This is a genomic window from Sediminicola sp. YIK13 (assembly GCF_001430825.1).
Taxonomy (GTDB): Bacteria; Bacteroidota; Bacteroidia; order Flavobacteriales; family Flavobacteriaceae; genus Sediminicola.
The window spans coordinates 2,725,089-2,748,689 of record NZ_CP010535.1; the positions used below are offsets into that span (position 1 = coordinate 2,725,089).

General features: G+C 37.5%; 26 protein-coding genes. 16 read left to right on the forward strand and 10 right to left on the reverse strand.

Annotated features, from left to right (window positions below; genetic code table 11):
* The first annotated feature begins 293 nt into the window (after positions 1-293).
* From SB49_RS12095 to SB49_RS12105, 3 genes are read left to right on the forward strand one after another with little or no spacing between them, the layout of a single operon-like run.
* Positions 294-623 carry a YtxH domain-containing protein gene (locus SB49_RS12095; RefSeq protein WP_062056943.1) on the forward strand — a complete coding sequence of 110 codons (330 nt, stop codon included), beginning with the start codon at positions 294-296 and terminating at the stop codon, positions 621-623.
* A gap of 6 nt (positions 624-629) precedes the next feature.
* Positions 630-980, forward strand: a complete 351-nt coding sequence (locus tag SB49_RS12100; protein ID WP_062056945.1) for a hypothetical protein — start codon at positions 630-632, stop codon at positions 978-980.
* Entirely contained in the window at positions 977-1,195 is a 219-nt protein-coding gene (locus tag SB49_RS12105) for a DUF6327 family protein (protein ID WP_062056947.1), read from the forward strand. Before SB49_RS12100 ends, SB49_RS12105 begins: the two co-directional genes overlap by 4 nt.
* Positions 1,196-1,280: 85 nt before the next feature.
* Here SB49_RS12105 and SB49_RS12110 read toward each other — a convergent pair whose 3' ends face one another.
* On the reverse strand, positions 1,281-2,228 hold the full coding sequence (locus SB49_RS12110; protein WP_062056949.1) for an SPFH domain-containing protein: 948 nt from the start codon (positions 2,226-2,228) through the stop codon (positions 1,281-1,283).
* Between the two features lie 176 nt (positions 2,229-2,404).
* Positions 2,405-3,916: a glutamate--tRNA ligase gene (gene gltX, locus SB49_RS12115; protein ID WP_062056951.1), complete on the reverse strand. Its 1,512-nt coding sequence runs from the start codon at positions 3,914-3,916 to the stop codon at positions 2,405-2,407.
* A 449-nt stretch (positions 3,917-4,365) separates the two neighbouring features.
* Between gltX and SB49_RS12120 the strand changes: the two genes are divergently transcribed.
* The 5 genes from SB49_RS12120 (at position 4,366) to SB49_RS12140 (ending at position 11,803) form a co-directional block, all read left to right on the forward strand.
* Positions 4,366-7,686 carry a hypothetical protein gene (locus SB49_RS12120; RefSeq protein WP_235537749.1) on the forward strand — a complete coding sequence of 1,107 codons (3,321 nt, stop codon included), beginning with the start codon at positions 4,366-4,368 and terminating at the stop codon, positions 7,684-7,686.
* Positions 7,679-8,098 carry an rRNA maturation RNase YbeY gene (gene ybeY / locus SB49_RS12125; RefSeq protein ID WP_062056955.1) on the forward strand — a complete coding sequence of 140 codons (420 nt, stop codon included), beginning with the start codon at positions 7,679-7,681 and terminating at the stop codon, positions 8,096-8,098. The genes SB49_RS12120 and ybeY overlap by 8 nt, the downstream gene beginning before the upstream one ends.
* A 9-nt stretch (positions 8,099-8,107) precedes the next feature.
* On the forward strand, positions 8,108-9,976 hold the full coding sequence (gene mnmG / locus SB49_RS12130; protein WP_062056957.1) for a tRNA uridine-5-carboxymethylaminomethyl(34) synthesis enzyme MnmG: 1,869 nt from the start codon (positions 8,108-8,110) through the stop codon (positions 9,974-9,976).
* A gap of 242 nt (positions 9,977-10,218) precedes the next feature.
* Positions 10,219-11,046 (forward strand): class I SAM-dependent methyltransferase, encoded by an 828-nt coding sequence (locus SB49_RS12135; RefSeq protein WP_062056959.1) that lies wholly within the window; start codon positions 10,219-10,221, stop codon positions 11,044-11,046.
* Positions 11,047-11,296: 250 nt separating this feature from the next.
* Positions 11,297-11,803: an OmpH family outer membrane protein gene (locus tag SB49_RS12140; RefSeq protein WP_062059160.1), complete on the forward strand. Its 507-nt coding sequence runs from the start codon at positions 11,297-11,299 to the stop codon at positions 11,801-11,803.
* A gap of 49 nt (positions 11,804-11,852) precedes the next feature.
* Here the strand turns inward: SB49_RS12140 and SB49_RS12145 are convergent, their stop codons facing one another.
* From SB49_RS12145 to rnr, 3 genes are read right to left on the reverse strand one after another with little or no spacing between them, the layout of a single operon-like run.
* On the reverse strand, positions 11,853-12,518 hold the full coding sequence (locus SB49_RS12145; protein WP_062056961.1) for a LysE family translocator: 666 nt from the start codon (positions 12,516-12,518) through the stop codon (positions 11,853-11,855).
* Between the two features lie 6 nt (positions 12,519-12,524).
* A complete protein-coding gene (locus SB49_RS12150; protein ID WP_062059163.1) occupies positions 12,525-13,205 on the reverse strand; it encodes a head GIN domain-containing protein in 681 nt (226 codons plus the stop codon).
* 58 nt (positions 13,206-13,263) lie between these two features.
* Positions 13,264-15,450, reverse strand: a complete 2,187-nt coding sequence (gene rnr / locus SB49_RS12155; protein WP_062056963.1) for a ribonuclease R — start codon at positions 15,448-15,450, stop codon at positions 13,264-13,266.
* A 628-nt stretch (positions 15,451-16,078) separates the two neighbouring features.
* Here rnr and rpiB point away from each other — a divergent pair.
* On the forward strand, positions 16,079-16,510 hold the full coding sequence (gene rpiB / locus SB49_RS12160) for a ribose 5-phosphate isomerase B (protein ID WP_062056965.1): 432 nt from the start codon (positions 16,079-16,081) through the stop codon (positions 16,508-16,510).
* Between the two features lie 70 nt (positions 16,511-16,580).
* Complete coding sequence (locus SB49_RS12165) at positions 16,581-17,024, forward strand: GNAT family N-acetyltransferase (RefSeq protein WP_062059166.1); 444 nt, start codon at positions 16,581-16,583, stop codon at positions 17,022-17,024.
* Between the two features lie 44 nt (positions 17,025-17,068).
* On the opposite strand, the gene SB49_RS12170 is transcribed toward SB49_RS12165, so the two are convergent.
* The gene (locus SB49_RS12170) at positions 17,069-17,443 is read right to left on the reverse strand and encodes a hypothetical protein (RefSeq protein WP_062056967.1); all 375 of its coding nucleotides are present in this window, start codon (positions 17,441-17,443) and stop codon (positions 17,069-17,071) included.
* A gap of 213 nt (positions 17,444-17,656) precedes the next feature.
* Between SB49_RS12170 and SB49_RS12175 the strand changes: the two genes are divergently transcribed.
* The gene (locus SB49_RS12175) at positions 17,657-18,001 is read left to right on the forward strand and encodes a HopJ type III effector protein (RefSeq protein WP_062056969.1); all 345 of its coding nucleotides are present in this window, start codon (positions 17,657-17,659) and stop codon (positions 17,999-18,001) included.
* Positions 18,002-18,006: 5 nt separating this feature from the next.
* Here the strand turns inward: SB49_RS12175 and SB49_RS12180 are convergent, their stop codons facing one another.
* Genes SB49_RS12180 through SB49_RS12195 form a run of 4 tightly spaced genes read right to left on the reverse strand, consistent with a single transcriptional unit; the run spans position 18,007 to position 21,548 of the window.
* Positions 18,007-18,996 carry an MBL fold metallo-hydrolase gene (locus tag SB49_RS12180; RefSeq protein ID WP_335337877.1) on the reverse strand — a complete coding sequence of 330 codons (990 nt, stop codon included), beginning with the start codon at positions 18,994-18,996 and terminating at the stop codon, positions 18,007-18,009.
* Complete coding sequence (locus SB49_RS12185; RefSeq protein WP_062056971.1) at positions 18,986-19,558, reverse strand: pentapeptide repeat-containing protein; 573 nt, start codon at positions 19,556-19,558, stop codon at positions 18,986-18,988. The genes SB49_RS12180 and SB49_RS12185 overlap by 11 nt, the downstream gene beginning before the upstream one ends.
* A 48-nt stretch (positions 19,559-19,606) precedes the next feature.
* A complete protein-coding gene (locus SB49_RS12190; RefSeq protein WP_062056973.1) occupies positions 19,607-21,157 on the reverse strand; it encodes an FAD-dependent oxidoreductase in 1,551 nt (516 codons plus the stop codon).
* A gap of 1 nt (position 21,158) precedes the next feature.
* Positions 21,159-21,548 carry a hypothetical protein gene (locus tag SB49_RS12195; protein ID WP_062056975.1) on the reverse strand — a complete coding sequence of 130 codons (390 nt, stop codon included), beginning with the start codon at positions 21,546-21,548 and terminating at the stop codon, positions 21,159-21,161.
* Between the two features lie 320 nt (positions 21,549-21,868).
* Here SB49_RS12195 and SB49_RS15990 point away from each other — a divergent pair, with 320 nt between their 5' ends.
* The 5 genes from SB49_RS15990 to SB49_RS12220 are packed head-to-tail and all read left to right on the forward strand — an operon-like array spanning position 21,869 to position 23,579.
* Positions 21,869-22,033 carry a Lacal_2735 family protein gene (locus SB49_RS15990; RefSeq protein ID WP_062056977.1) on the forward strand — a complete coding sequence of 55 codons (165 nt, stop codon included), beginning with the start codon at positions 21,869-21,871 and terminating at the stop codon, positions 22,031-22,033.
* 29 nt (positions 22,034-22,062) lie between these two features.
* Entirely contained in the window at positions 22,063-22,284 is a 222-nt protein-coding gene (locus SB49_RS12205) for a hypothetical protein (RefSeq protein WP_062059171.1), read from the forward strand.
* A gap of 10 nt (positions 22,285-22,294) precedes the next feature.
* Positions 22,295-22,843 (forward strand): glutathione peroxidase, encoded by a 549-nt coding sequence (locus SB49_RS12210; protein WP_082591113.1) that lies wholly within the window; start codon positions 22,295-22,297, stop codon positions 22,841-22,843.
* A gap of 26 nt (positions 22,844-22,869) precedes the next feature.
* A complete protein-coding gene (locus tag SB49_RS12215) occupies positions 22,870-23,301 on the forward strand; it encodes a DUF2452 domain-containing protein (protein WP_062056979.1) in 432 nt (143 codons plus the stop codon).
* The gene (locus SB49_RS12220; RefSeq protein ID WP_062056981.1) at positions 23,298-23,579 is read left to right on the forward strand and encodes a TIGR03643 family protein; all 282 of its coding nucleotides are present in this window, start codon (positions 23,298-23,300) and stop codon (positions 23,577-23,579) included. Before SB49_RS12215 ends, SB49_RS12220 begins: the two co-directional genes overlap by 4 nt.
* Positions 23,580-23,601 lie beyond the last annotated feature (22 nt).

The following is a 23,601-nucleotide window of genomic DNA, read 5'->3' on the forward strand; positions in this document are numbered from 1 at the left end:
TTTAAGCCGTTTTTATCGATTTTTGAGGTGCAAACGATTGCACTGATGTTAATTCTTGCCAGCCCTCCCCTTGTGGGCTTAAAATAGCATTTCGTTAGCATACAGTCAAAAATTTCATGGATGGCATCAATCATTCTTACCCATCTATATTATTTTTACTTTCCAGGTAGGTTATTGATTTTATCACCTTATCAATATCGATAAATTTCGATTTAACCGAACGTTAACAAGGATTGTTACAATTTGATTGTACCTTTTGCATAAATCAAACATTAATTATTAAATTTAAATATATGTCAGACAATACAGGAACTACATTTTTAGCCCTACTAACAGGAGCAGCCATCGGAATTGGTGTGGGAATACTTTACGCACCGGACAAAGGCGAGAAAACGAGAAAGAAAATAAAGAAAAAAGCGATGGATACCACACAGGATGTGACAGATCGCATAGCAAATCTTTCTGAGGAGTTATCCAAAACTGCGGATGCCAAAAAAGTAGACTTTGAAAAACGATTGGAGAAAACCATTTCGAGCATGAGCTATAAGGCAGATGATATTATCGTAACTTTAGAAAAGAAATTGGAAGAGTTAAGGCAGAAAAATGCCCAACTTCAGAAATAAGCGCCTATGGCTTTTGAAGAATTAAAAGAAAATCTTTCCGAAGCGGACACAAACGTTAGGGCCTTTATAGAACAAAGTGCGGAGTATTACCAGCTCAAGACCTTCAAGGTTTTAATGAGAGGGGTTACTTCCTTGATTAAAATGCTATTATTGGGTGCAATTGCGCTCTTGGCCCTTCTTATGCTCTCTATTGCAGCGGGATTCGGAATTGGCCAGGCCTTGGAAAATACCTCTTATGGATTTTTATGTGTAGGGTTATTTTATATACTGATAGGTATCGTGATTTATCTATTAAAGGATAAATTAAATAAACCGTTATTGGAGAAGTTTTCTGAATTTTATTTTGATGATATATGATCGCCGACAAGAAATACAGCTCCTTTCAGGAGATAGACGACAGATTGAAAATCTTAAGATTGCAAAAAAATATCAGCAGGGAATCTTTAAAATACAATCTTAAAAAATCCAAGGAAACTTTTTATCCAACACATGTGCTGGGAGAATTTAGCGGCGTGTTCCAAAAAGTTATTCTAGGTTTTATTCTTAAAAAAATCCTTAAGAAGTTTACCTGAGTAACCTTTGGTGAAGATCTAATAAAAAACCCATCCTCGCTCCATAAAAAGAGCAAGGATGGGTTTTTATTTACCCTAGTTCCGTTTATGATTTTCTGGGCTTTTTAATTTCTTTTGGAGCCACAATTTTATTTTTCATAGATTCTCCAATCATATTGCTAGCCGTAAAGGATGCCACCATATTGTTCAGCATATCACTTCCTGCTTGGGGCGAATTAGGCAATAGGATTAGGTTCGTATTCGTAGCTTCCCCTATTGACTGCAAGGTGTCATAGTGTTGTGTAACCACGATTAATGCAGAAGCTTCCTGGGAGTTGATCCCTACCTTGTTTAATACTTCTACTGACTCCTCCAGTCCACGGGCTATTTCACGTCTTTGATCAGCAATACCCTGTCCCTGTAGCCTTTTGCTCTCAGCTTCGGCCTTTGCCTTTTCAACAATAAGAATACGCGCTGCATCCCCTTCAAATTGCGCTGCAATCTTTTCCCTCTCAGAAGCATTAATTCTATTCATCGCCTCTTTTACCTGGGCATCCGGATCTATATCCGTTACCAGGGTCTTTATTATGTCATACCCGTAATCCAGCATAGCATCCTGCAATTCAGTTTTTACTGCAATGGCAATATCATCTTTCTTTACAAACACATCGTCAAGTTTCATTTTTGGAACCTCTGCACGAACCACGTCAAAGACATAAGAAGTAATCTGATCATGCGGGTACTCTAACTGATAGAAAGCCTCGTACACTTTTTCTTTTAGGACCACGTATTGCACAGATATCTTGAGTTTCACAAAAACATCGTCCAATGTTTTGGTCTCCACAATCACATCCAATTGTTGAATTTTTAGACCTAGCCTTGCTGCAATCCGGTCAATCAGTGGTATTTTCATCTGTAGTCCGGAGGTTCTTATACTCTGAAATTTTCCAAATCGCTCTATGATGACTGCTGTCTGTTGCTTTACAGTAAAAAAAGAAGAAAAAAGTATAACCAAACCGATGAGAATTACCGGAATTAATAAGAAACTGCCCATGTTTAAAAGTTTTAAATTAGTTTAATAGATGTGCCTAATACATCGCTATATCTGTCGCAAAAATTCGGTAATTGTTACAGTGGTGATCGAAATACTATTTGGTTATCAAAATGATGCTTTTTAATCCAAAAAAAACCCCTAGGAATAGGAGATTTTATTTTTCAGTGCATCTCAACTTATGAGATATTGTTTATGGCATTCTCAATACGTTTAATTGCCTCTTCTTTGCCAATTATCCCTAAAATATCAAAAACATGGGCGCCCTTCATCTCCCCAACGAGTACCAAGCGCAGAGGTGGCATGACCTTTCCAAAAGAAAGTTCCTCCTTGGCTATCCACTCCTTTACTATGGTCTCCACATTTTCTGAAGAAAAATCATCTATTCCAACCAATACGGTTATCAGTTGATTTAATATTTCTGGTGTTTTTTCCTTCCACTGTTTTTTTACTGCCTTTTGTTCGTAAGAGGTGGGCGCCTCGAAGAAATAATCACCCAATTCCCAGAATTCCTTTACAAATGTGGCCCTTTCTTTTATTAAAGCAATTATTTTGATAATATCATTTAAATTCTTTTTATCTAATACCTTAGGGTGGGTCTCGTTCAGTATATCCTTAAATAATACCGCTAGTTCCTCATCGCTCTTCTCCTGAAGGTATTGATGATTGTACCATTTGGTTTTTTCGGGGTCAAATCGAGCTCCAGATTTATGAACCCGTTCCAAAGTGAAGGCCTCGGTAAGTTCTTCCAAGCTAAAGATCTCCTGTTCCGTACCTGGATTCCATCCCAACAACGCAAGGAAATTTATTACAGCTTCCGGAAAATATCCTTCCTCCCTATACCCGTTGGATTCATTCCATGATAATGGAAATACCGGAAACCCTAACTTTTCTCCATCACGCTTACTCAGCTTTCCTTTTCCGACTGGCTTCATGATCAAAGGTAAATGCGCAAATTCTGGTGCCTCCCATCCGAATGCATCGTACAATTGTTGGTGTAGCGCCAAGGAGGGAAGCCATTCTTCCCCACGGATTACATGGGTAATTTCCATCAGGTGGTCATCCACTATATTTGCCAAATGATAGGTGGGCATACCATCACTCTTAAACAAAACCTTATCATCCAACACATTGGTGTCAATTTCTATGGATCCCCTTATAATGTCTTGCAATGACAACTTTTGATCTTGGGGTGATTTAAAACGGATTACATAGTCCATCCCCGAACTTAATTTTTTATCCACTTCCTCTTTGGACATGGCAAGGGAATTATTTAGTTTTTCCCTATTGTGCCAATTGTAAATAAAAGTTTTGCCCTTCTCTTCATGGTCCTTTCTGTGGGCATCCAATTCTTCCGTAGTATCAAAAGCATAGTAGGCATGGCCACTGGCCACCAATTGATCCGCATACTTCTTGTAAATATGTTTCCTTTCACTTTGCCTATAAGGTCCAAAATTGCCCTCTTTCCCTGGGCCTTCATCAAAGGGTATATTACACCAATTAAGGGCGTCCACAATATATTTTTCCGCTCCTTCTACATATCTGTTCTGATCTGTGTCTTCTATTCGAAGCACAAAATCTCCCTTATGCTTCTTGGCAAATAAATAATTGAAAAGCGCTGTTCTGACGCCTCCGATATGTAATCCTCCGGTTGGACTAGGTGCAAAACGCACGCGTACTCTTTTGGTCATAAGTATAATTTAAAGTCACAAAGATAGGGCTTGTAACGGCAAGAAAAAATATTTTAGTCCAGGAGATAAGAACAGTGTGACCCCTCTATTTTCTCCGAATGTAACCCAACATTTACCAAACAAAACCGTTCCTTTTCTATGGCTTAAGTGAATGATCAATTGCTTGAATTACTTTAGTGGATATTAATTTATCCCGATTTGAGTCTTATTCTGATAATCATCTCAAAAAGAATAAGGCGCTTTCTTAAAATACAGCAATTCCCTAGCGGTGCTTTTTAACAGATTTTTAATCCCTATTTTTCAGGAATCGGGTATCTTGGTATAAAATACAGCTGATTTTGGGTAGTTTTAGTGCGATTATTGACAAACTGAACCGTTTTACGAAGCGGTATTATACCAGGGTACTTCTCAGAGGAACACTCCTTTTTTTATCCCTGGGCCTTATTTTTATGTTAATAATTTTAGGGGTGGAATACCTTCTATGGCTAGGCTCCAATGGGCGATTGATGCTTCTGGTGCTATTTATTGCCATTGAATCCTTTTTACTGTACAAGTACATCCTGACACCTTTGTTTTATCTCTTCCGCTTAAAAAAAGGTCTCAGCAACAAAAAGGCTTCGGTACTTATTGGCAAACACTTTCCCGAAGTCGGGGATAAATTGTACAATTTATTGGAATTAGCGGATGATCCCGCACAATCGGAACTTCTTTTGGCCAGTATTGAACAGAGGTCGGAAAACCTGAAGAGCATTCCCTTTACCAAAGCTATCAACTATAAAGATGGCTTGGTCTATGGCAAATACCTTCTCATTCCCCTGATACTGTTGGGTGCCCTGTGGCTAACAGGGAACCTAAATTCTTTTTTTGGATCATACGATCGAGTTGTCAACTATAAAATGGCTTATGAACCACCGGCTCCGTTTACCTTTAAACTACTCAACAACTCCCTTACAGTTTTGGAGAGTGAACCTTTGAATATACAAGTCATTACAGAGGGTAAGATTAAGCCTCTGGAAGTTTACATGGTGATGGATGGGAAAGAAATCCTATTAAAAACGCAAAATGGAGTCCATAGCTACAACCTAAGCGCTCCTTTAAATTCATCAAACCTATATTTTATATCAAACGGTATAAAATCTCATGTCTACAGCCTTAAAGCCCTAAAAACACCTGTTATACAGTCCTTTAACATGCTGTTGGAATATCCACAATACCTAAATAAACCCAATGAATTGGTTAGAAGTGGCGGAAATGCAACGATACCAGAAGGAACAAAGATCAATTGGCGTATTGTGGGGGAGGACATTAATACAATCTTAATGAAAACAAAGGATACGTCCTTTCAATTTGAAAATAAGGGAAATGACCACGCCTTGAGCAAAAGAATATATCAAGATTTTGCCTATACGCTATCTACCTCCAACTCACATGTAAGCAACTACGAAGCCTTGGATTATAATTTAACCGTCATTAGGGACGCTTATCCATCCATAGCCGTAGAAGAAGTAAAAGATTCATTAAATCCCAACATCTCCTATTACATAGGTGAAGCCTCGGACGATTATAGTATTTCCCAAATTACCCTGGTCTGTTATCCCCAAAACAATGGGGATAAAAAACAGGTATTAAAGCTGCCCACCTCTAAGTCCAATTTTGACCAGTTCTATTATACCTTTCCAAGTGGTCTAAACTTAGAACCGGGACAGAACTATGATTTCTACTTCGAAGTGACAGACAATGATGGTATCCACAAAGGTAAATCTACCAAGAGCAAAGTTTTTAGTACTACCGTTCTGAACGCAGTTCAGCTAAACAAAAAGGAGCTGGAAAATCAACAGGATATTATTAAAAACATGGATAAATCCTTGACCAAATTTAAAAGCCAAAGAGAAAAACTAGAGGAGATCAATAAGGAGCAAAAAGAAAAAAGTAATCTGAATTTTAATGATAAAAACCAAATTTCAGATTTCTTGCAGAAGCAACAACAACAGGAAAAGTTGATGCAAAAGTTCAGCAAACAATTAAATGATAATTTAGAAAAAACCGGTCAGGATAAAGAGATGAACAAATTGCTTCAGGAACGTTTGGAGCGCCAGGAAATTGAGGCCAAAAAGAATGAAAAATTATTAGAGGAACTAAATAAAATCGCCGATAAGATAGACAAGGAAGAATTGGCCGAACGTTTGGAGCAAATTGCTAAGAAACAACAAAATAGCGAACGTAATCTAGAGCAATTGTTGGAATTAACAAAGCGGTATTACGTCCAAGAAAAAGCGTCTCAATTGGCCAAGGACCTCGAGAATCTGGCCAAAAGGCAAGAAGCGCTTTCTAAAGAGCCAAAAGAGGACTTATCTCCAGAACCCCAGGACTTTTTAAATAAAGAATTTAAGGAATTGGCTAAAGAGTTGGAAGAATTACAAAAGGATAATAAAGGACTGAAAAAGCCGATGTCTCTGGATATAGACTCCAACAAAAAAGAGCAGATCAAAAAAGATCAAAACGAGGCTTTGGAGGAGTTAAAAAAAGAAACTGGTGATTCTCAATCCTCAGAAGAGGAACAAAAAGAAAATTCAGCCAATAAAGCAGCAAAGAAACAAAAGTCCGCATCTGATAAAATACAGCAGATGAGCGAAGCATTACAACAATCTGCCTCTTCAAGTGATGGCGGTTCTACTATAACAGAGGACGCGGAAATGCTAAGACAAATTTTGGACAACCTCCTTGTTTTTTCCTTTAAGCAAGAAAAGCTGTATGACAAATTAGCAAAGGTGGACGAAGATGTGTCTCAAAACTCCCAAATTATTAGAGACCAACAAGAGCTCAAGAATCTATTTGAGCATGTTGATGATAGTTTGTTTGCGCTCTCCTTAAGACTGGTTGACCTTACAGAGATTGTAAACGAACAGATCACAGAGGTCTATTACAATGTGGACAAGGCCTTGGATAATTTAGCTGAGAGCAGAACCTACCAATCCCTTTCTTCCCAGCAATATGTGTTGACGGCATCCAATACGCTTGCAGACCTTCTCGCCAATATCCTGAACAATATGCAACAAAGTATGCAATCTGGAAAAGGATCCAGTTCCGGAGACGGGGAGCAGGGATTCCAATTACCGGATATAATAAAAGGTCAGGGCGAATTAAAGGATAAGATGGGCCAAATGGGAAAAGGAGGCAAAAGTCCATCCGATAAAGGAGAAGCAGAAGCAGAAGGCAAAGGCACCGAAAAGGGCGAGGGCCAAAAAGGAGGTGAAGGCGGTCAGGGAAAAGATGGCCAACAGGGAGAGGGCAAAGATGGAAAGGGCGGTAGAAACGGATCTAGTGGCGGACAAAACGGGGAAGGCAACGAAAAAGAATTACAGGAAATTTATCAAATTTACAAGGAACAACAATTGCTAAGGGAACAACTTGCCCAACAATTGTTGGACATGATCAATAGAGAAGACCGGGATTTAACCAAAAAGTTGCTCCAACAAATGGAGGATTTTGAGAACGATTTATTGGAAAATGGCATCACCAAACGCGGCATAGAGAAGATCAACAACATCCAACACGAATTAATGAAACTGGAAAACGCAGTTTTAAAGCAAGGTCAAAAATCTGAGAGGGAAAGCAACACCAGTAATCGTAATTTTTCGACTCCTATTACGACCAAACCTTCAGGGCTAGAGAATTATAGGAACGATATCGAAATTTTAAATAGACAAGCATTACCTTTGCGGCAAATTTACAAAGAGAAGGTAAAAACCTATTTTAAAAAGAATGATTGATTTCCACTTTGAAACCGACTTTGAGCTTGAGGACACAGCCAAGTATTCCGATTGGGTAACTAGAATAATAACCAGCCACAATCGAAAGCATTCACAGATCGACTATATCTTTTGTGATGATGAGTATCTGTTGGATATCAATCAAAAATATCTGGACCACGACACCTACACAGATATTATCACTTTCGATTATACCGAAGACAAAGTAATAGGGGGAGATATCTTTATATCTGTAGATAGGTTGAAAGAAAACGCCTCCAAATTCAAAGAAGATTTTAATGATGAATTGTTGCGTGTGATGTCTCATGGAGTGTTACACCTTTTAGGCTACAAAGATAAATCTCAAGAAGATTCAGATCTGATGAGGAAAAAAGAAAATGAATGTATCAATATGTTCCACGTGGAACAATAAGCCAAATATATGTTTGATAAAGAATACGATGTTATTGTAGTTGGCGCTGGGCATGCAGGAGCAGAGGCCGCAGCAGCAGCTGCGAACCTGGGCTCCAAAACTCTTTTGGTAACCATGAACCTTCAAACAATTGGACAAATGTCCTGCAACCCTGCCATGGGTGGTATTGCAAAAGGCCAGATTGTAAGAGAAATAGATGCCTTAGGTGGCTATAGCGGTATTGTCAGTGACAAATCCGCCATACAATTTAAAATGCTCAACAAATCCAAAGGACCTGCAATGTGGAGTCCTAGAACACAGAACGACAGAATGCGTTTTGCGGAAGAATGGAGAATAGCACTGGAGAACACCCCTAATGTTGATTTCTATCAAGAAATGGTATCGGGGCTTTTAGTAGAAGGCACCAAGGTAGTAGGGGTAAAAACCTCCTTAGGCTTGGAAATACGAAGTAGGGCAGTAGTACTCACCAACGGAACCTTCTTAAACGGTTTGATCCATATTGGTGACAAACAATTTGGAGGAGGACGATCAGGAGAAAAAGCCTCCACTGGTATTACAGAACAATTGGTGTCCCTTGGTTTTGAAAGCGGCCGTATGAAAACGGGAACCCCTCCTAGAGTAGATGGTAGATCATTGGACTATTCCAAAATGATCCTACAACCTGGAGATGCTATCCCAGAAAAATTTTCATATACCCCCACTTCACCTTTAAAGATTCAAAGGGACTGTCACATGACCCATACCAGTCAATTGGTTCATGATCTACTCAAAGAAGGGTTTGACCGGTCCCCAATGTTTAATGGAAGAATCAAAAGTTTGGGACCAAGATACTGTCCGTCCATTGAAGACAAGATAAATCGCTTTGCAGATAAGGACAGCCATCAGCTTTTTGTTGAGCCAGAAGGATGGAACACTGTAGAAGTATATGTGAACGGATTTTCCACCTCCTTGCCAGAAGACGTACAATACAAAGCGCTAAAATCTGTTGTCGGTTTTGAAAACGTAAAATTCTTTAGACCTGGGTATGCGATAGAATACGATTACTTTCAGCCTACTCAACTAAAGCACACCCTAGAAACCAAACTGATAAACAACCTGTATTTTGCCGGACAAATAAATGGAACTACCGGATACGAAGAAGCCGCTTCCCAAGGTTTAATGGCAGGAATTAACGCCCATCTAAAAATCAACGAAAAGGACCCATTTATTCTAAATAGGGACGAAGCATATATCGGTGTCCTGGTCGATGATTTAATTACTAAAGGAACGGAGGAGCCCTATCGTATGTTTACTTCAAGAGCAGAGTACAGAACTCTTTTGAGACAAGACAACGCAGATTTAAGACTGACGCCAAAAAGTTATGCTATTGGACTAGCAGACGAAGATCGATTAAGGAGAATGGAAGAAAAAGAAACCAACTCCAATAAATTTATTGAATTCTTTAGAGAGACCAGTGTAAAAGCTGAAGACATCAATCCAATTCTAGAGAGCGTTGGTTCAGCACCTGTAAACCAATCGGGGAAGATGTTTAAAGTTTTTTCCAGACCCAATATTACCATGGACCACATGTTACAACTAGAAACCGTTTCTAATTTTGTTCATGAAGAGAACTTTGATAGGAACGTATTGGAACAGGCGGAGATTCAAGTAAAATATTCTGGCTATATCGCAAAAGAGAAGAACAATGCCGACAAACTACAACGTTTGGAAAACATCAAAATTCCTGAGAATTTTGATTACTCCAAATTAAAATCACTTTCCTTTGAGGCTAGAGAAAAACTAAATGCGATACGACCTGTAACGATTTCCCAGGCATCTCGTATCAGTGGTGTTTCTCCAAGCGACATAAGCGTCCTGTTAGTGTTTATGGGTAGGTAATCAACCAGCCATAAAGAATATAAAAAAGGATTGTTCCACGTGGAACAATCCTTTTTTATTTTTTCCCCTAACTCGAAATTACTCTATAGTTTAATCATGACAATTTGTAATCAAAGCGTTTTATCAAACATGTTCCACGTGGAACATTACCCTTAGTGAGCCTTTAGTATTTTTAAAAATTTGTTTTTACATTAGTAAGAACCAAGTATCTTTGATTTTTGAAGTATAGCTCCATTAATTCCATGAACAAGAATTTCATCGTAAAAGATCACAGTGTAAGCCAAGAAGAATTTACCTTAATCCATAATAAAGAATTAGACTATTATATTACAACTCCTGTTCCGAAAAATCTTGATCTCTATTATGAAAGTGATAGCTATATTTCACATACAGATTCAACCCAGTCCTTACAGGATAAACTATATCAATCTGTCAAAAAAATAAATCTCAGAAATAAAATCACTTTAATAAACCAATACACCACCAACTCCAAAAGTGTATTGGACGTAGGAGCAGGTACAGGTGACTTTTTAAAACAGGCCCAACTTAATGGATGGACAATCGCAGGGGTGGAACCAAATCCAAAAGCCAGAGATCTGGCAGAAAAGAAAAATATAAACCTATCCTCTTCTTTAGAGGAAATAACGGAACCCCTATACGATGTAATAACCTTGTGGCATGTACTCGAACATTTGCCCAATTTAGAAACTCAAATTAGCAAATTGCATAATTTGCTTAAACCTAATGGTACGTTGATCATTGCCATTCCCAATTTCAAAAGCTACGACGCAAAATATTACAAAGAATTTTGGGCCGCCTATGATGTCCCAAGGCACCTGTATCACTTTTCAAGAAAAGCAATAGATAGAATTTTTTCTAAACATAAGTTTGAATTGATCAGAACCAAACCCATGCTTTTCGATGCTTTTTACGTCTCATTATTATCAGAAAAATACAAGACTGGCAAGCCTAACTATATTAGAGCTTTTATGGTGGCCACCATCTCAAATATCCAAGGCTTCTTCAATAAAGAACCTTCCTCCATCATATACGTCCTAAAAAAGACCTAATTCTCATTTTAAGGAGCTCCACAATGATTTTATAGGTCCAGTGGGGCCATTATATATTAATTACTCAAAACATCCCTATGCATCTCCTAATTTATCCAAAATTTATAAGAATAAACAATAGTAATCAGTTATAATATAGCCAAACCTTATAATGCCTGAGTTTCTTAAAAATTGTTCCATATAAAACTTTACGGCGATTGATATGAAATTGAAAAAGCTTTTCTATTTTAGCCCACATAAAATTAAAGAAATGAAGAAATTAATATTTGCAACTTTTTTATTTACCATCATTGGATGCCAACAAAATAAAATAGCATTTGTTGACAATGTTAAATTAATGGATGAATATCAGGAAAAATTAGATATGGAATCCAAATTCAAAACCAAAGCAGAAGCTCTGAACAGAAAAAGGGATAGTATTTCCCAAGCCTTTCAAATGGAAGCACAGGCCTTTCAAGGTAAGGCAGAAAAAATGTCTGCAGATCAGGCACAAAAAGAATACGGAATGCTACAGCAAAGAGGTCAAATGATCGGCCAACAATTGCAACAGCAAGAACAGGAGCTACAATCCATCAGTCAAACAGAAATGGACAGTATCATAAGTACCGTTAAAAAAGAAATAAAAGCCTTCGGAAAAGATAAAGGTTACACATTTATCCTTGGTGGAGGTGAAGGGGGTAGCGTACTCTATGGGGACGAGGCCAAAGATGTAACCAAAGAAGTGTTGGACATCTTAAATGCGAAATACAAGAAATAAACACTCCAAAACCAAAAAAAGCCCAACTGAGTGCGGTTGGGCTTTTTTTTTATTCTCTGATCAACTCTATTCCCTTTTCGATATTCAATTTATCCTTGGGTAAAAAACCTTTTACAATCAACACCATTCCACATATAATTAGAATAAATCCCAAACCTTTTTTTATACGATAAATTCTAGGAGGGGTTAATTTTTTCCGTAGCTGCTTGGCCAATAATATTTTAAAGAGATCAGTGACCACATATGCCCCTAACATAGAAGAAAAGAAAACTATAAGCCTTTTTGGATCGTTATCCAAACTTGGTCCTACAACGATTAGAACTCCCAACCAGAATACCAAGACCCCTATATTAATGAAATTAAGTAAAAAACCTTTTACAAAAAGACCGAGATAATCTCCTTTGGTAGCCTTGAGCTTTGGTTCCTTATGCTTCACACCTTTCTTTAAAACAATAACAATCCCGTACACTAATAAGATGGCTCCTCCAAAGACGAACAAACCAGGCTGGTTGCTTAAATTTTCCAACAGCTGAAAACTACTGAAATAAGCAACAATAAGAAAAATGATATCGGCAATTATGACTCCAAAATCAAAACACATTGCGGCTCTAAAACCTCGAAGTGCACTGGTTTCCAATAACACAAAAAAAACAGGACCTATCATGAAACTTAGAAAAAAACCTAAGGGTATAGCTGCCTGAATATCTTCTAACATACAATTCTACATTTTCCTAATGGTACCGCCAAATATCGTTTTTTCTTCAATTTTTGTTGGGTTTCCATAAACTAATACCTCTCCACCCGCTTTAACTACAGCTTTTACATAACTACTGGCATTAATGGAGGCCCTTGATCCGGCATTTACATTAACGGTACTAAATTTTGTTTTAAATTCCTTTCCATCATAGACACCTCCCGTATTTATAAGAACATCCTGATTATCCGATGTTCCAGAAGCTTTGATCACCCCCCCAGTAACAGTTTTAACCAATAATTGCTCCACTTGTGCCTTAATAATAAGCTCGGCACCCTCCTGGGCCTTTAATTCCAAAATCTCTTGTTTTATAACATCATCGGAAGTAATCCTGGCATCTTCATTCCCATCTATTACCCGTAAATTCTCAGTATAATATACATCAATAAAGGTCCTGTACCCACTAAATATCTTACCTACTTCCATGCGGATCTTCAGTATTCCCTCATTGTTTACAATAGCTACTTTTTTGGTATTTGCACCTGTAATAACCGCCTTGTTCACAGAGGATCTGATCAGGTTTACAGAAATACCATCAAATGCCTTTATCTCCTTAAATATTTGTAATTCTTGGGTAATCTTTTCATTTTGACCACTCGATATATGAGTCCCAAAACAAATAAAGAATATCCAAAATAAATGTTTCATTCCTATCATTTTTTAAAAGAACAGCTATTTGTACAAATACTATTCCAAAGCACAATTTCTATGCTTTGCCAAGTAGTGAAAAATCCAAATGACGTTTCATAAGGTCTGTATTCTTGACCATAACTACAACTTCATCCCCTAATTGATAAGTTTTTTTGGTCTTATCGCCCACAATGGCATATTCTTTTTCATCAAAGGTATAATAATCATCCTTTATATCCCTGATACGAACCATACCCTCACATTTATTCTCAATTATCTCTACATAGATTCCCCATTCTGTCACCCCTGTAATTACCCCGACAAACTCTTGGTCCTTGTGATCGTCCATGAATTTGATCTGCATGTATTTAATAGAGTCCCGTTCGGCATTGGCCGCTAAAGATTCCATATTAGAAGAGTGCTTACATTTTTCCTCGTATATATCAGCTTTGGCCGAATTGCCCCCGTCCAGATAATGCTGTAACAAACGGTGGACCATAACATCCGGATATCTCCTGATTGGGGAAGTGAAATGACTGTAATAATCAAAGGCCAATCCATAATGACCTATATTATCGGTGGTATAAATAGCCTTGCTCATACTGCGTATAGCCAGGGTATCCACTAAATTTTGTTCTTTCTTACCTTTCACATCCTCCAAAAGCTTATTTAAAGAGTCGCTTATCTCTTTTTTGCTTTTAAAGTTAAGACTATGTCCAAAACGGGAAATTATACCATTTAAAGCCATTAATTTCTCTTCGTTGGGCTCATCGTGTATTCTATAGACGAAAGTTTTTACAGGCTTTTGTTTTCCTATAAACTCCGCAACCTTACGGTTGGCCAATAACATAAATTCTTCAATTAATTTATTGGCATCCTTACTTTCTTTAAAGTATACTCCTTCTGGTTCACTATTCTCATTTAAATTAAACCTCACTTCTACCTTATCAAAGGAAATAGCTCCGGCCTTCATACGTTTTTCTCTGAGAATTTTTGCCAACCTATCAAAGGTCAAAGTAGCACTAACCACCTCATCATCCACGGAATAAGAATTTCCTCGAATAGAAACATCATCAGGAATATTCCCTGAACCACTTTCTATAATATATTGGGCTTCTTCGTAGGCAAATCTTTCATTGGAATTTATAACAGTTCTTCCAAACCATTGATTTTGTAAAATGGCCTTGTCATCCAATTCAAAAATAGCAGAAAAAGTATATTTCTCTTCATTTGGCCTAAGAGAACAAGCGTTGTTGGATAAGACTTCTGGTAACATCGGGACCACCCTGTCCACAAGGTATACGGACGTAGCCCTTTCATAAGCTTCGTCATCCAATATAGTATCCGTCTTTAGGTAATGCGAAACATCTGCAATATGTACGCCTATTTCATAATTTCCATTTTCCAATTTTTGAAACGAAAGGGCATCATCAAAATCCTTTGCATCCTTGGGATCAATTGTAAAAGTCAATACGTCACGCATATCCCTTCTTTTAGCAATTTCCTCCTCTTTAATAGAAGTATCCAGTTTGTCTGCAAAATGTTCCACCTCCAAAGGAAATTCATAAGGCAAACCGTATTCAGCCAGTATGGAATGTATTTCTGTATTGTGTTCTCCTGGTTTTCCAAGAACCTCTGTAATCTCTCCCATAGGAGAATCCCGGTCATCTGGCCAATCAACTATTTTAACAATAACCTTATCCCCATCATTAGCTTTGCCAATTTTATCCAAGGGAACAAAAATATCGGTATACATTCTATGATCAGATGGTCGTATAAAGGCAAACGTCTTTTGAAGATCTACGATCCCAACAAAAGTTGATTTTTTCCTCTCAATAACTTTGGTAATCTCACCTTCCAATTTTCTTCCTCTTCTTCTTGGATAGATATACACATCTACGGTATCTCCATGAAAAGCCTTCTTTAATTTATTGAAAGGAATAAATACATCATCATCCAAACCTTCCACAATGATATAGGCATTTCCTCTTCCCGTAATATCTACACGACCTGTATGGTACGTTTTTGTACTTGGTATTGCTTTGTATTGGCCGGTACCTTCTTCCAGTATCCTTTTTTTCTCTTTCAGTTCAACCAACTTTTTTATAAGTTCATTTCTACCGTTACCTTCAGTTATATTAAGTTTAGCGGCTATTTGTTTATAATTAAAGCTTTTGCCTTCTCCATTTTCCAACACGGTAAAAATGCCTTTGGTAATCTCGTTTCTCTTCTGGCTTTTTGACCTTTTATTCTTCTTTGACATTAATTTCATTTATTTCTGGAAAATTACAAATTATAATCCATTGAAGCTTGTTCTGACAATCATCTTAACTTAATCCTAAGAAAAAACATATGATGTTATAAACATATATACTATAATATTCTTTTTCTTTTATTAATTTAAAAAATCAATGGTGGTTATAATAGGCTGTTAATAGTAGATATAAAAAAGTGGACAAAAGATTGTATTGTATGGAAATGAAAACTTGTTGACATTTTATACACCACTTATATTCTTAATTTTATCTTAAAAATCAAGTTATTATAAATTTCATTAACGATTATTCATAACCGTTATCAACATGATTTTCTTAATAGTTTGACCTGCGGATAATGTTAACTTCGGAGAAGAAACGTTTAATATCTTTTTCCTATTTAATCAGAAGTAAATGATGCTAGATCCAATTAATTTTCTAATTGAATTTAAAGGATGGAAATAAAAATTTAGTCGTTACTTTTTATGAGGTTGTTATTAACAATTAACAATAAAACCTAAGATGCATAATTACAGCTAGTTTGGTGAAACTTGAAATTTATGTTGTTAACAACCCCTATTTTGTTGTAAAACCATAGGTTGTTGTACATTTGTATAGGATTAATATGATAATGTTATGAAAATAGCTATTGGAAATGACCACGCGGGAACAGAGTATAAATTGGCCGTTATTGGACTCCTAAAATCAATGAAAATTGAGGTACAGAACTATGGTACCGATGGGACGGATAGTGTGGACTATCCTGATTTTGTGCATCCGGTTGCCAATGATGTAGAAAATGGCGATGTTGATTTCGGTATCATTATATGTGGTAGTGGCAACGGGGCCTCCATGACTGCCAATAAACATCAAAAGGTACGTTGTGCACTTTGTTGGAATAAGGAGATTGTATCCTTGGCACGGCAACACAACGATGCCAACATTCTCAGTTTGCCTGCAAGATACATTTCATTGCCCCAGGCATTGGAAATGGTAAAAACTTTCTTGGAAACCAAATTTGAAGGAGGAAGACACGAAAGAAGGATTGAAAAAATAGCCTGTTCGTAATACATCACCGTCCCTAGAAGATGAATTGTTGTTATTATAACAAGTACAACTCCTTTTATTAATGGATACCATGAGGGTAGAAATAAAAAACTTCCAAGAACTGACAACCAGCCAGTTGTATGACATTCTTCAGCTAAGAAGTGAGGTTTTTGTAGTGGAACAAGACTGTGTATACCAAGACTTGGATGGGAAGGATCAAAAAGCCCTACATATCATAGGGTATAAGGAAAATGAGGTAGTAGCGTATACCCGAATTTTCAAAAGTGGGGATTATTTTAAAGAGGCCAGTATAGGCAGGGTAGTTGTAAAATCTTCAGAAAGGAAATTTGGTTTTGGTGTTGATATTATGAAAGCATCTATTGCCGCAGTTGAAGAATATTTTAAGGAAAGCACTATTCATCTCTCTGCACAGTGTTATTTAATTAAATTCTATAATTCACTGGGATTTAAGGAGGTAGGAGAAGAATATCTGGAAGATGGGATTCCCCATATAGGAATGACTAGACATAAATAAAGGAGGCTTTGGCCTCCTTTTATAATTTCACAAAGAAATATATTTTATACTTTCATCAAGTGATCGCCGTCCATATTGAGATCTTCCATTAGGGTATTGGTAAATTTATAATGCCCTTTGGTAGTGATGATCTTGAAACGATTACTTTTCATTCTGCTCAAGGTATCCAAGAACAACCATTTTGATTTAAGCAGGGAGTGTTTTTCTGATTTAAGGCTGATATCGAAAAAATATTTTCTACCATTTTTAATAGCCACTATATCCGGAGTAACCCTCATTCCGCTACTCTTTTTAAGATACGATTTAGGATGTTCGAATCCCTCCAAATCTGCTTTAATGGATTCAAAGCCTCTGGATTCTAAATGGCTTATAGATTTCTTTAAAAATTCTTGGTTTTCTAGCTTTTCTTCATGTATCATACCTCAAAAGATACTATAAAATTATTAAAATACCAATTTAAAGATTTGATTAACAGTATTTTAACGAATAAAGATGATTTACTAATCTCAAGCATTTAAGTCGAAAAAAATCTATTTTATAAACAATGAACGAAGATAGCACGGTATTCTAATTTTAGACAGCCATTTTACTTGGTATATATTTGTACTATCAAACTATAAAATCAGTGATCAATGACCGTATCTGCCTTTGTTGAAAAATTGAGAAATGATCCACAAGAAATATCGTTCAAGGAAACCATAGCCGTTATTGAGGACCATTATTTATTTGAGCCCGTAAGGTTTACCAATGGAAGGCTGGTAAACGAGGCTGGGCAGAATTCAGGATCTTGTAAATTGCTTTTTTTTGCTAAGCTCCATAATTTGAACAAAGCAGAAGCCCTAGTTTGTTTTGGAGACTATTATCGCCAAGATGTTTTAAAAAACCTCAATGGGGAAAATCATCAGAACATTAGGAATTTTATGCAAACGGGATGGGAGGGTATATCTTTTGATAATAATGCCCTCATCAAAAAATAACTGCGCTATAAGGGAAACACATCTTTAATATGGGCCACATTAAACCCATTTTCCAATACTTTTTTATAGGCACTGCTATTTTTGTCCAACAAGGGGTTGGTATGGTTTAAATGGATGAAATAGATCTTGGATTTTTCTTTGGGCGATAGGTCTTTAAAAAGGGCCATACTCTCTATTACAAATGGATGTGGTATCTGGGTTATATCCCTATTGTCCAATTCTTCCCCATCGTAGAAGGTAGCATCAATAAAGGCTAGATCTACTTTGGAAATAGACGCAATGATACTGTTGTCCCATTTGTGCCACTTGTCAATATCAGGTATAAATAGCACTTTTTTATGGGGGCCAAATATGGTAAACCCAACGGTTTCGGAATACTCGTCCCTGTGCGGTACTATAATTGGGGAAACGCTAAGATGGGGGGTAAGCCTAAGCTCTCCCGGCTCTGATAGCTCCTTCAGGGCAATATTATTATTGTTCACCAGCTGGCTCCAAGGCCCGTTCTCTTCTAAGAATGATTTCATTTTGGGCATGGTAAATACAGGAACAGCCTTTGAACTCATCGCTTCCTTTCCCAGATACATAAGACCAGTATAGTGTCCTATATGTGCATGGGTAAGGAATATCCCATCGGGCATTTCTTCTTTTATGGACGTGTCGTAGTTTTTTAGTGCTTTTAGTTGTTTGGAAATATCTGGTGTGGCCTCAAAGAGATATTTCTTTTTGTGATCAGAATCCACTACGCCCAAGGAGACTACCCTTCTTTCTTCACTGGGTTCTAAAAATAGATTTTCACAACAAGTTTTGGTACATCCAATATGAGGTGAGCCCGCGTCCTGGACAGTTCCCAAAATGATCAGGGAAACTTTGTTTTTAATAGGGGATCCATTAACAGGTTCCTGTTTTTTTTGGGGCTTGGATTGAGTGTTTTCCTTGCAGGCAACCAAGGTCACTACACTTATAAGACCCAGATATAATATCCTTTTAATAGTCAATTTTTATTTGGTATTTGGCCAATAGCCCCAGTGCCCCATCGGTGGAGAATTTGGCATTTTTTAATTTATTCTTATCCGGGTCCATTTGAATATGATTGGAAGTGGAAAAGTCTACCTTTTCCAAATTTGTTCTATCAAAAATGACATTTCTAAGGTTACATTGGTCAAAGGTAGCCCCCAATAAGTTCACCTCTGAAAAATCGGCCCCTTCCAGATTACAATGTACAAATTTCGTTTCAGGAATATTTTTCTGATAAAAGTTTGATAATTTCAAGTTGCACCCAAAAAAACTTACCTGAAATAAAAAGTCATCCATTTCATCAAAACGCAGCCCCATCAGTTTACAATCCTCAAATACCACATCCCTGAAAGAAGCATTTTTTAGATGCGCCATACTAAAATTACAATCGCTAAAAGTGCACTCTTCAAATATAATTTGGGATAGGTAGCAATTAGAAAAAACACAGTTGTTGAAGGAACAATTTTCATAGGACCCTTTTTGTAAAGGGGATTCAAGAAAATTGACGCCCTTAAAAGATTCCTCTTCAATATACTGGTCCATAGGTTAACTAATTTTTATTCGGTTAGTAAGAGTAAGCTACATGAGTTATTAGAGAATGGGTTCTTTTAATTTTTCTTTTAAATGTTCGGATAGACGAAGGGAAAGTGCTACCAGGGTTAGGGTTGGATTAGGGGCACCAGAGGTGGTATAACACCCTGAACCTGCCACATAAAGGTTTGCGATCCCGTGTACCTTGCAATTGGCGTCTACCACTCCTTGTTTGGGACTATTGGCCATTCTAGTGGTCCCCATATGATGCCATCCTCCGTTTACAGTGTCCGGAAAACTGTCGTCGTTTGGATCTTGAAGGAACTCTAATAGGCGTACTCTTCCCAAATTTGATATCCCCATTTGTTGCCCGATAAGCTCGTATATCTTCCGGATACTTCTTTTATCCAAGGCCGTAAGTTCCCAATGAAGGTGTGCCCTGGGGACACCAAGGGCATCTAGCTCCGAACCTAGGGTTATTCTGGAATTGGGATTGGGTGCCTGTTCTATACGGGTGTTGAGCTGATAAGCCTTGGAAATGGCACCCTTGTTGTCTTTTTTTGCTTTTTCAGCGGCCAAATCCCAATCCTTCATCATATTTTTCATGGCTTTTTTAGGATTCCCATTGGTCCATGTTTCCAATTTGGATTTTTGAAGCCTTCCAATAGTTAAGGGGACCAGAGACGCTGTGCCGTTCAAAATACGATGTTCTTTTTGCATTTGTTCGGAAATAGCCAATTCCGCACTGGCCTTGGTCTTCCCAAAGGTCCAGGAATAAAGGTCTGTAGGAAAAGGTTTGGACAGCCAAAGTTCTGCAGAAGGGACCTCCAAATGCTCCATAAAATAACGTCCCACAAGGTCATTGTCATTGCCCAAACCATTTTTGGAAATGGACTTGGAAGCCAAAAGGAGTCGCGCATTTTGTATGGCACCGCAGGCCATTATAAAATATTTTGCCTTCACGGTATGGGATTTGCCCGCAAGGGTTTTTATGGTCGCTTCCCCAATATGGTTGCCATTGGAATTGGCATTTATTTCTGTAACACTGGCATAGGTATAAAGTTGTATTTTTTTGGCATCTAGAAGGGTATCCTTATATATTTTTCCAAATCTGGCCTGGCTGTATTGCCACATTTTATTCCAAACCACATTTTTGTCCAAAGGAAAGGGATTTAAGTTCGGAAGAACACTGCGCCAATATTCAAAATCGTAATTGTAAGGGCCTAGTTGCAACGTTTCATGTGCCTTTTTATAAAAGGGATCAAGATCTTTTTTGGTAATGGGCCAACCACTATGGGGTACCCAGTTGCGTTCCATAAAGTCTATGTTGTCAAAAGGTGAGCACATTCCCGCCCAATGCCCTGTTGTGCCTCCAAAATAATGTAACCTACTTGATTTTAAAGGATAATATTTCTGGCCAGAAGTCTCTCCAGCATAGGAATTTTGGACTTCATCTTCATATGAAAATCCTCCACCCTCCAATAGGATCACCTTAAATGGAGAATTGATCCAATCCAGGGCTATACTAATACCAGCAGCACCTGCTCCTATGATGCAGATGTCACCTTCTATGGTCGTATTGGCGTCCAATTCACGAGCATCTATATGCATATTAGATGAGATTTGATTCTGAAATGGAGAAAAGGGCACACTGTACGGCTTCTGTTTCTGAAAGGATCCACCCATCTAAAACGACAGTATTTCCAGTTTCGTAATCCTTTTTAACCTCTTGTTCCAAAATAGATGCGAGATCGCTGGTATCTTTATTTATGTTTTCAGTAAGGAAACCTTGTAATTTCTCTTCCAGGCCATTGTCGGGAAACTGATTACAGTACATCTTGCCCATTTCTACAATATCAGAGGGCTCTAAAATAGTGGTCAGAATTCTAGGCTCGTAAAGTGGGTTTTTCTTTTTGTTGCTTTTTTTCCATACACAGTAAGACGGAACGGCCACAGTTGCAAGTCCGGCCAAGGAAAGCAAAAAGAAATTACGTCTTTTCATTTTGGTTGGTTTATTGTGGTGGAAAAGTTACTAATATCCCGATACCGAAAAACAAATTCTAAAAAAGAATTTCTAGGGGGTCCGAAATTAAATAAAAACAGTCCTAAAGATAAAAAATACCCTGGAAATTAAGTGTATCTTCAAGTATGTAGAAGTCGATAATTTGACTTTTAGCTAAAATTTGGAGGGTTAAAAGGTTAAAAGCATGTTATATTGTTTAACAAAATATAAAAATAGATAAACATTTTGTAAATTTACCAAGTACATGTTAATATCGACTTAAGAAAGTATGTACTCCAAAATTTAATACATAAATTGCTATGTTCGGATTATTCAAAAAAAAATCAGAAAAAGAAGTTCTTCAGGAAAAATATCAAAAACTAATGAAGGAGGCACATGCCCTTTCCACCACTAACCGAAAGCAAAGTGATGAAAAAGTATTTGAGGCCGAAGAAATTATGAAGCAATTGGAACAATTAGATTGATGTCAACACAACTATTAAATAATTCTTCTATGGATATAATGGATAGAGCTTTGGAGTTTGAACAACGCAAAACTTCATTCAAATCTACTAACGACCGTATTGTTGCCTCAAGAGAGGTGAAAGAACTTATTCTTGGTCTTAATGAGGTTTATAAGGAAAAAAATGACAGTAGAATCATGGATCTCATGAAACGACTTACCCTTATTAAACAAAAAATTGAAAAGCGGCTAAAAGGAAATTTGTCAGCATAAAAATTCGGTCATGCACCCCTTAAAATCTTTGGCCAAGAAATTGGTAATGAATACATCTCCAATGGATATCAATATACCAAAGGAGTCTCCCTCTGTGTATACGGTTAAATTAAACGCCCTTAATGGCAATCCCATTCATTTGGAAAATTTTAAGGGAAAAAAGGTGCTCCTTGTAAATGTGGCCTCCAAATGCGGGTATACCAAACAATATAGACCACTGCAAAAACTTCAGGATACATATAAAGATCAACTAGTGGTCATCGGGTGTCCCTGTAACCAATTTGGCTCGCAGGAGCCGGGAAACGCTGAGCAGATTCAAAAGTTTTGTGAACTGAATTATGGAGTGGATTTCTTAATGACGGAGAAGTTGGAGGTCAAAGGAAAGCAACAACACCAGCTATACCAATGGTTGACTAGAAAAGATAGGAACGGAAAGAAAAGTTCCACGGTTAAATGGAATTTTCAAAAATACCTGTTGGATGAAAGAGGTAGGCTATTGGAAACATTTGAATCATCCGTAGACCCTATGAGTTCAAAAATCATCGATTTTTTAAAGTAATTATCGGAAGTAGGTTTACAAAAATTATGGGCACTACTAAAAAACCAGATCAAATTGTTTTTAACAAGGAAGACCAGCGCTATGATGCTGCTTTAAAACCTTATGCCACAGGAGTGGGGGCCCCTAAGATTACCGCCACGGACACTGTAGCTTGGAAAAATAAGAACATTCACAAGGTCAACCATCAAATCAACACCAAATATGTTGAGCTAAAGGCGGCATATGATGAGATGATGGAGCAGTTTGAGTATAATAATTTAATTTATGGGGCCCGGTTTAATTTTGAGCCCGTAGTGGGTGAAACATATCATTTATATAGGGATAAGAAGGAAGAACCTTTTTTATCCGTAATTGCTCCTCACGAATGTAATTTTGATTATGTGGGCAGTTTTAGGCTGAATGCAGAGCAAATGTGGGAGAAAATCAACTTGGTTCAAGAAAATAAAAAAACAAGATGAGAACAACGTTTAACGAAAGGGAATTAGATAGGATCATAGAAATGGCATGGGAAGACCGCACGCCCTTTGAGGCTATCGAATTTCAATTTGAAATTCCAGAAAAGGAAGTCATAAAATTGATGCGTACCAATCTTAAGGAAGGAAGTTTTAAGCGCTGGCGGAAGAGGGTCAATAGCGGGGTGAGCCAGAAGCATCTCAAGAAGCGTAATCCTGAGATTAGCAGGTTCAAGTGTTCCCGTCAAAAGGCGATCTCGGGGAACAAAATCAGCAAAAGATAATGACCTTAATAAATAAAACCCA

What these genes read in the sequence shown, in the direction of transcription:
- SB49_RS12100 (WP_062056945.1), top strand. Translation starts at nt 630, where the DNA reads ATGGCTTTTGAAGAATTAAAAGAAAATCTTTCCGAAGCGGACACAAAC.
- SB49_RS12105 (WP_062056947.1), top strand. Translation starts at nt 977, where the DNA reads ATGATCGCCGACAAGAAATACAGCTCCTTTCAGGAGATAGACGACAGA.
- SB49_RS12185 (WP_062056971.1), bottom strand. Translation starts at nt 19,558, where the DNA reads ATGGACCAGTATATTGAAGAGGAATCTTTTAAGGGCGTCAATTTTCTT.
- mnmG (WP_062056957.1), top strand. Translation starts at nt 8,108, where the DNA reads ATGTTTGATAAAGAATACGATGTTATTGTAGTTGGCGCTGGGCATGCA.
- SB49_RS12220 (WP_062056981.1), top strand. Translation starts at nt 23,298, where the DNA reads ATGAGAACAACGTTTAACGAAAGGGAATTAGATAGGATCATAGAAATG.
- SB49_RS12135 (WP_062056959.1), top strand. Translation starts at nt 10,219, where the DNA reads ATGAACAAGAATTTCATCGTAAAAGATCACAGTGTAAGCCAAGAAGAA.
- SB49_RS12210 (WP_082591113.1), top strand. Translation starts at nt 22,295, where the DNA reads ATGCACCCCTTAAAATCTTTGGCCAAGAAATTGGTAATGAATACATCT.
- SB49_RS12205 (WP_062059171.1), top strand. Translation starts at nt 22,063, where the DNA reads ATGGATATAATGGATAGAGCTTTGGAGTTTGAACAACGCAAAACTTCA.
- SB49_RS15990 (WP_062056977.1), top strand. Translation starts at nt 21,869, where the DNA reads ATGTTCGGATTATTCAAAAAAAAATCAGAAAAAGAAGTTCTTCAGGAA.
- rpiB (WP_062056965.1), top strand. Translation starts at nt 16,079, where the DNA reads ATGAAAATAGCTATTGGAAATGACCACGCGGGAACAGAGTATAAATTG.
- SB49_RS12190 (WP_062056973.1), bottom strand. Translation starts at nt 21,157, where the DNA reads ATGCATATAGATGCTCGTGAATTGGACGCCAATACGACCATAGAAGGT.
- rnr (WP_062056963.1), bottom strand. Translation starts at nt 15,450, where the DNA reads ATGTCAAAGAAGAATAAAAGGTCAAAAAGCCAGAAGAGAAACGAGATT.
- SB49_RS12145 (WP_062056961.1), bottom strand. Translation starts at nt 12,518, where the DNA reads ATGTTAGAAGATATTCAGGCAGCTATACCCTTAGGTTTTTTTCTAAGT.
- SB49_RS12165 (WP_062059166.1), top strand. Translation starts at nt 16,581, where the DNA reads ATGAGGGTAGAAATAAAAAACTTCCAAGAACTGACAACCAGCCAGTTG.
- SB49_RS12150 (WP_062059163.1), bottom strand. Translation starts at nt 13,205, where the DNA reads ATGAAACATTTATTTTGGATATTCTTTATTTGTTTTGGGACTCATATA.
- SB49_RS12110 (WP_062056949.1), bottom strand. Translation starts at nt 2,228, where the DNA reads ATGGGCAGTTTCTTATTAATTCCGGTAATTCTCATCGGTTTGGTTATA.
- ybeY (WP_062056955.1), top strand. Translation starts at nt 7,679, where the DNA reads ATGATTGATTTCCACTTTGAAACCGACTTTGAGCTTGAGGACACAGCC.
- SB49_RS12170 (WP_062056967.1), bottom strand. Translation starts at nt 17,443, where the DNA reads ATGATACATGAAGAAAAGCTAGAAAACCAAGAATTTTTAAAGAAATCT.
- SB49_RS12195 (WP_062056975.1), bottom strand. Translation starts at nt 21,548, where the DNA reads ATGAAAAGACGTAATTTCTTTTTGCTTTCCTTGGCCGGACTTGCAACT.
- gltX (WP_062056951.1), bottom strand. Translation starts at nt 3,916, where the DNA reads ATGACCAAAAGAGTACGCGTGCGTTTTGCACCTAGTCCAACCGGAGGA.
- SB49_RS12095 (WP_062056943.1), top strand. Translation starts at nt 294, where the DNA reads ATGTCAGACAATACAGGAACTACATTTTTAGCCCTACTAACAGGAGCA.
- SB49_RS12175 (WP_062056969.1), top strand. Translation starts at nt 17,657, where the DNA reads ATGACCGTATCTGCCTTTGTTGAAAAATTGAGAAATGATCCACAAGAA.
- SB49_RS12215 (WP_062056979.1), top strand. Translation starts at nt 22,870, where the DNA reads ATGGGCACTACTAAAAAACCAGATCAAATTGTTTTTAACAAGGAAGAC.
- SB49_RS12140 (WP_062059160.1), top strand. Translation starts at nt 11,297, where the DNA reads ATGAAGAAATTAATATTTGCAACTTTTTTATTTACCATCATTGGATGC.
- SB49_RS12120 (WP_235537749.1), top strand. Translation starts at nt 4,366, where the DNA reads ATGTTAATAATTTTAGGGGTGGAATACCTTCTATGGCTAGGCTCCAAT.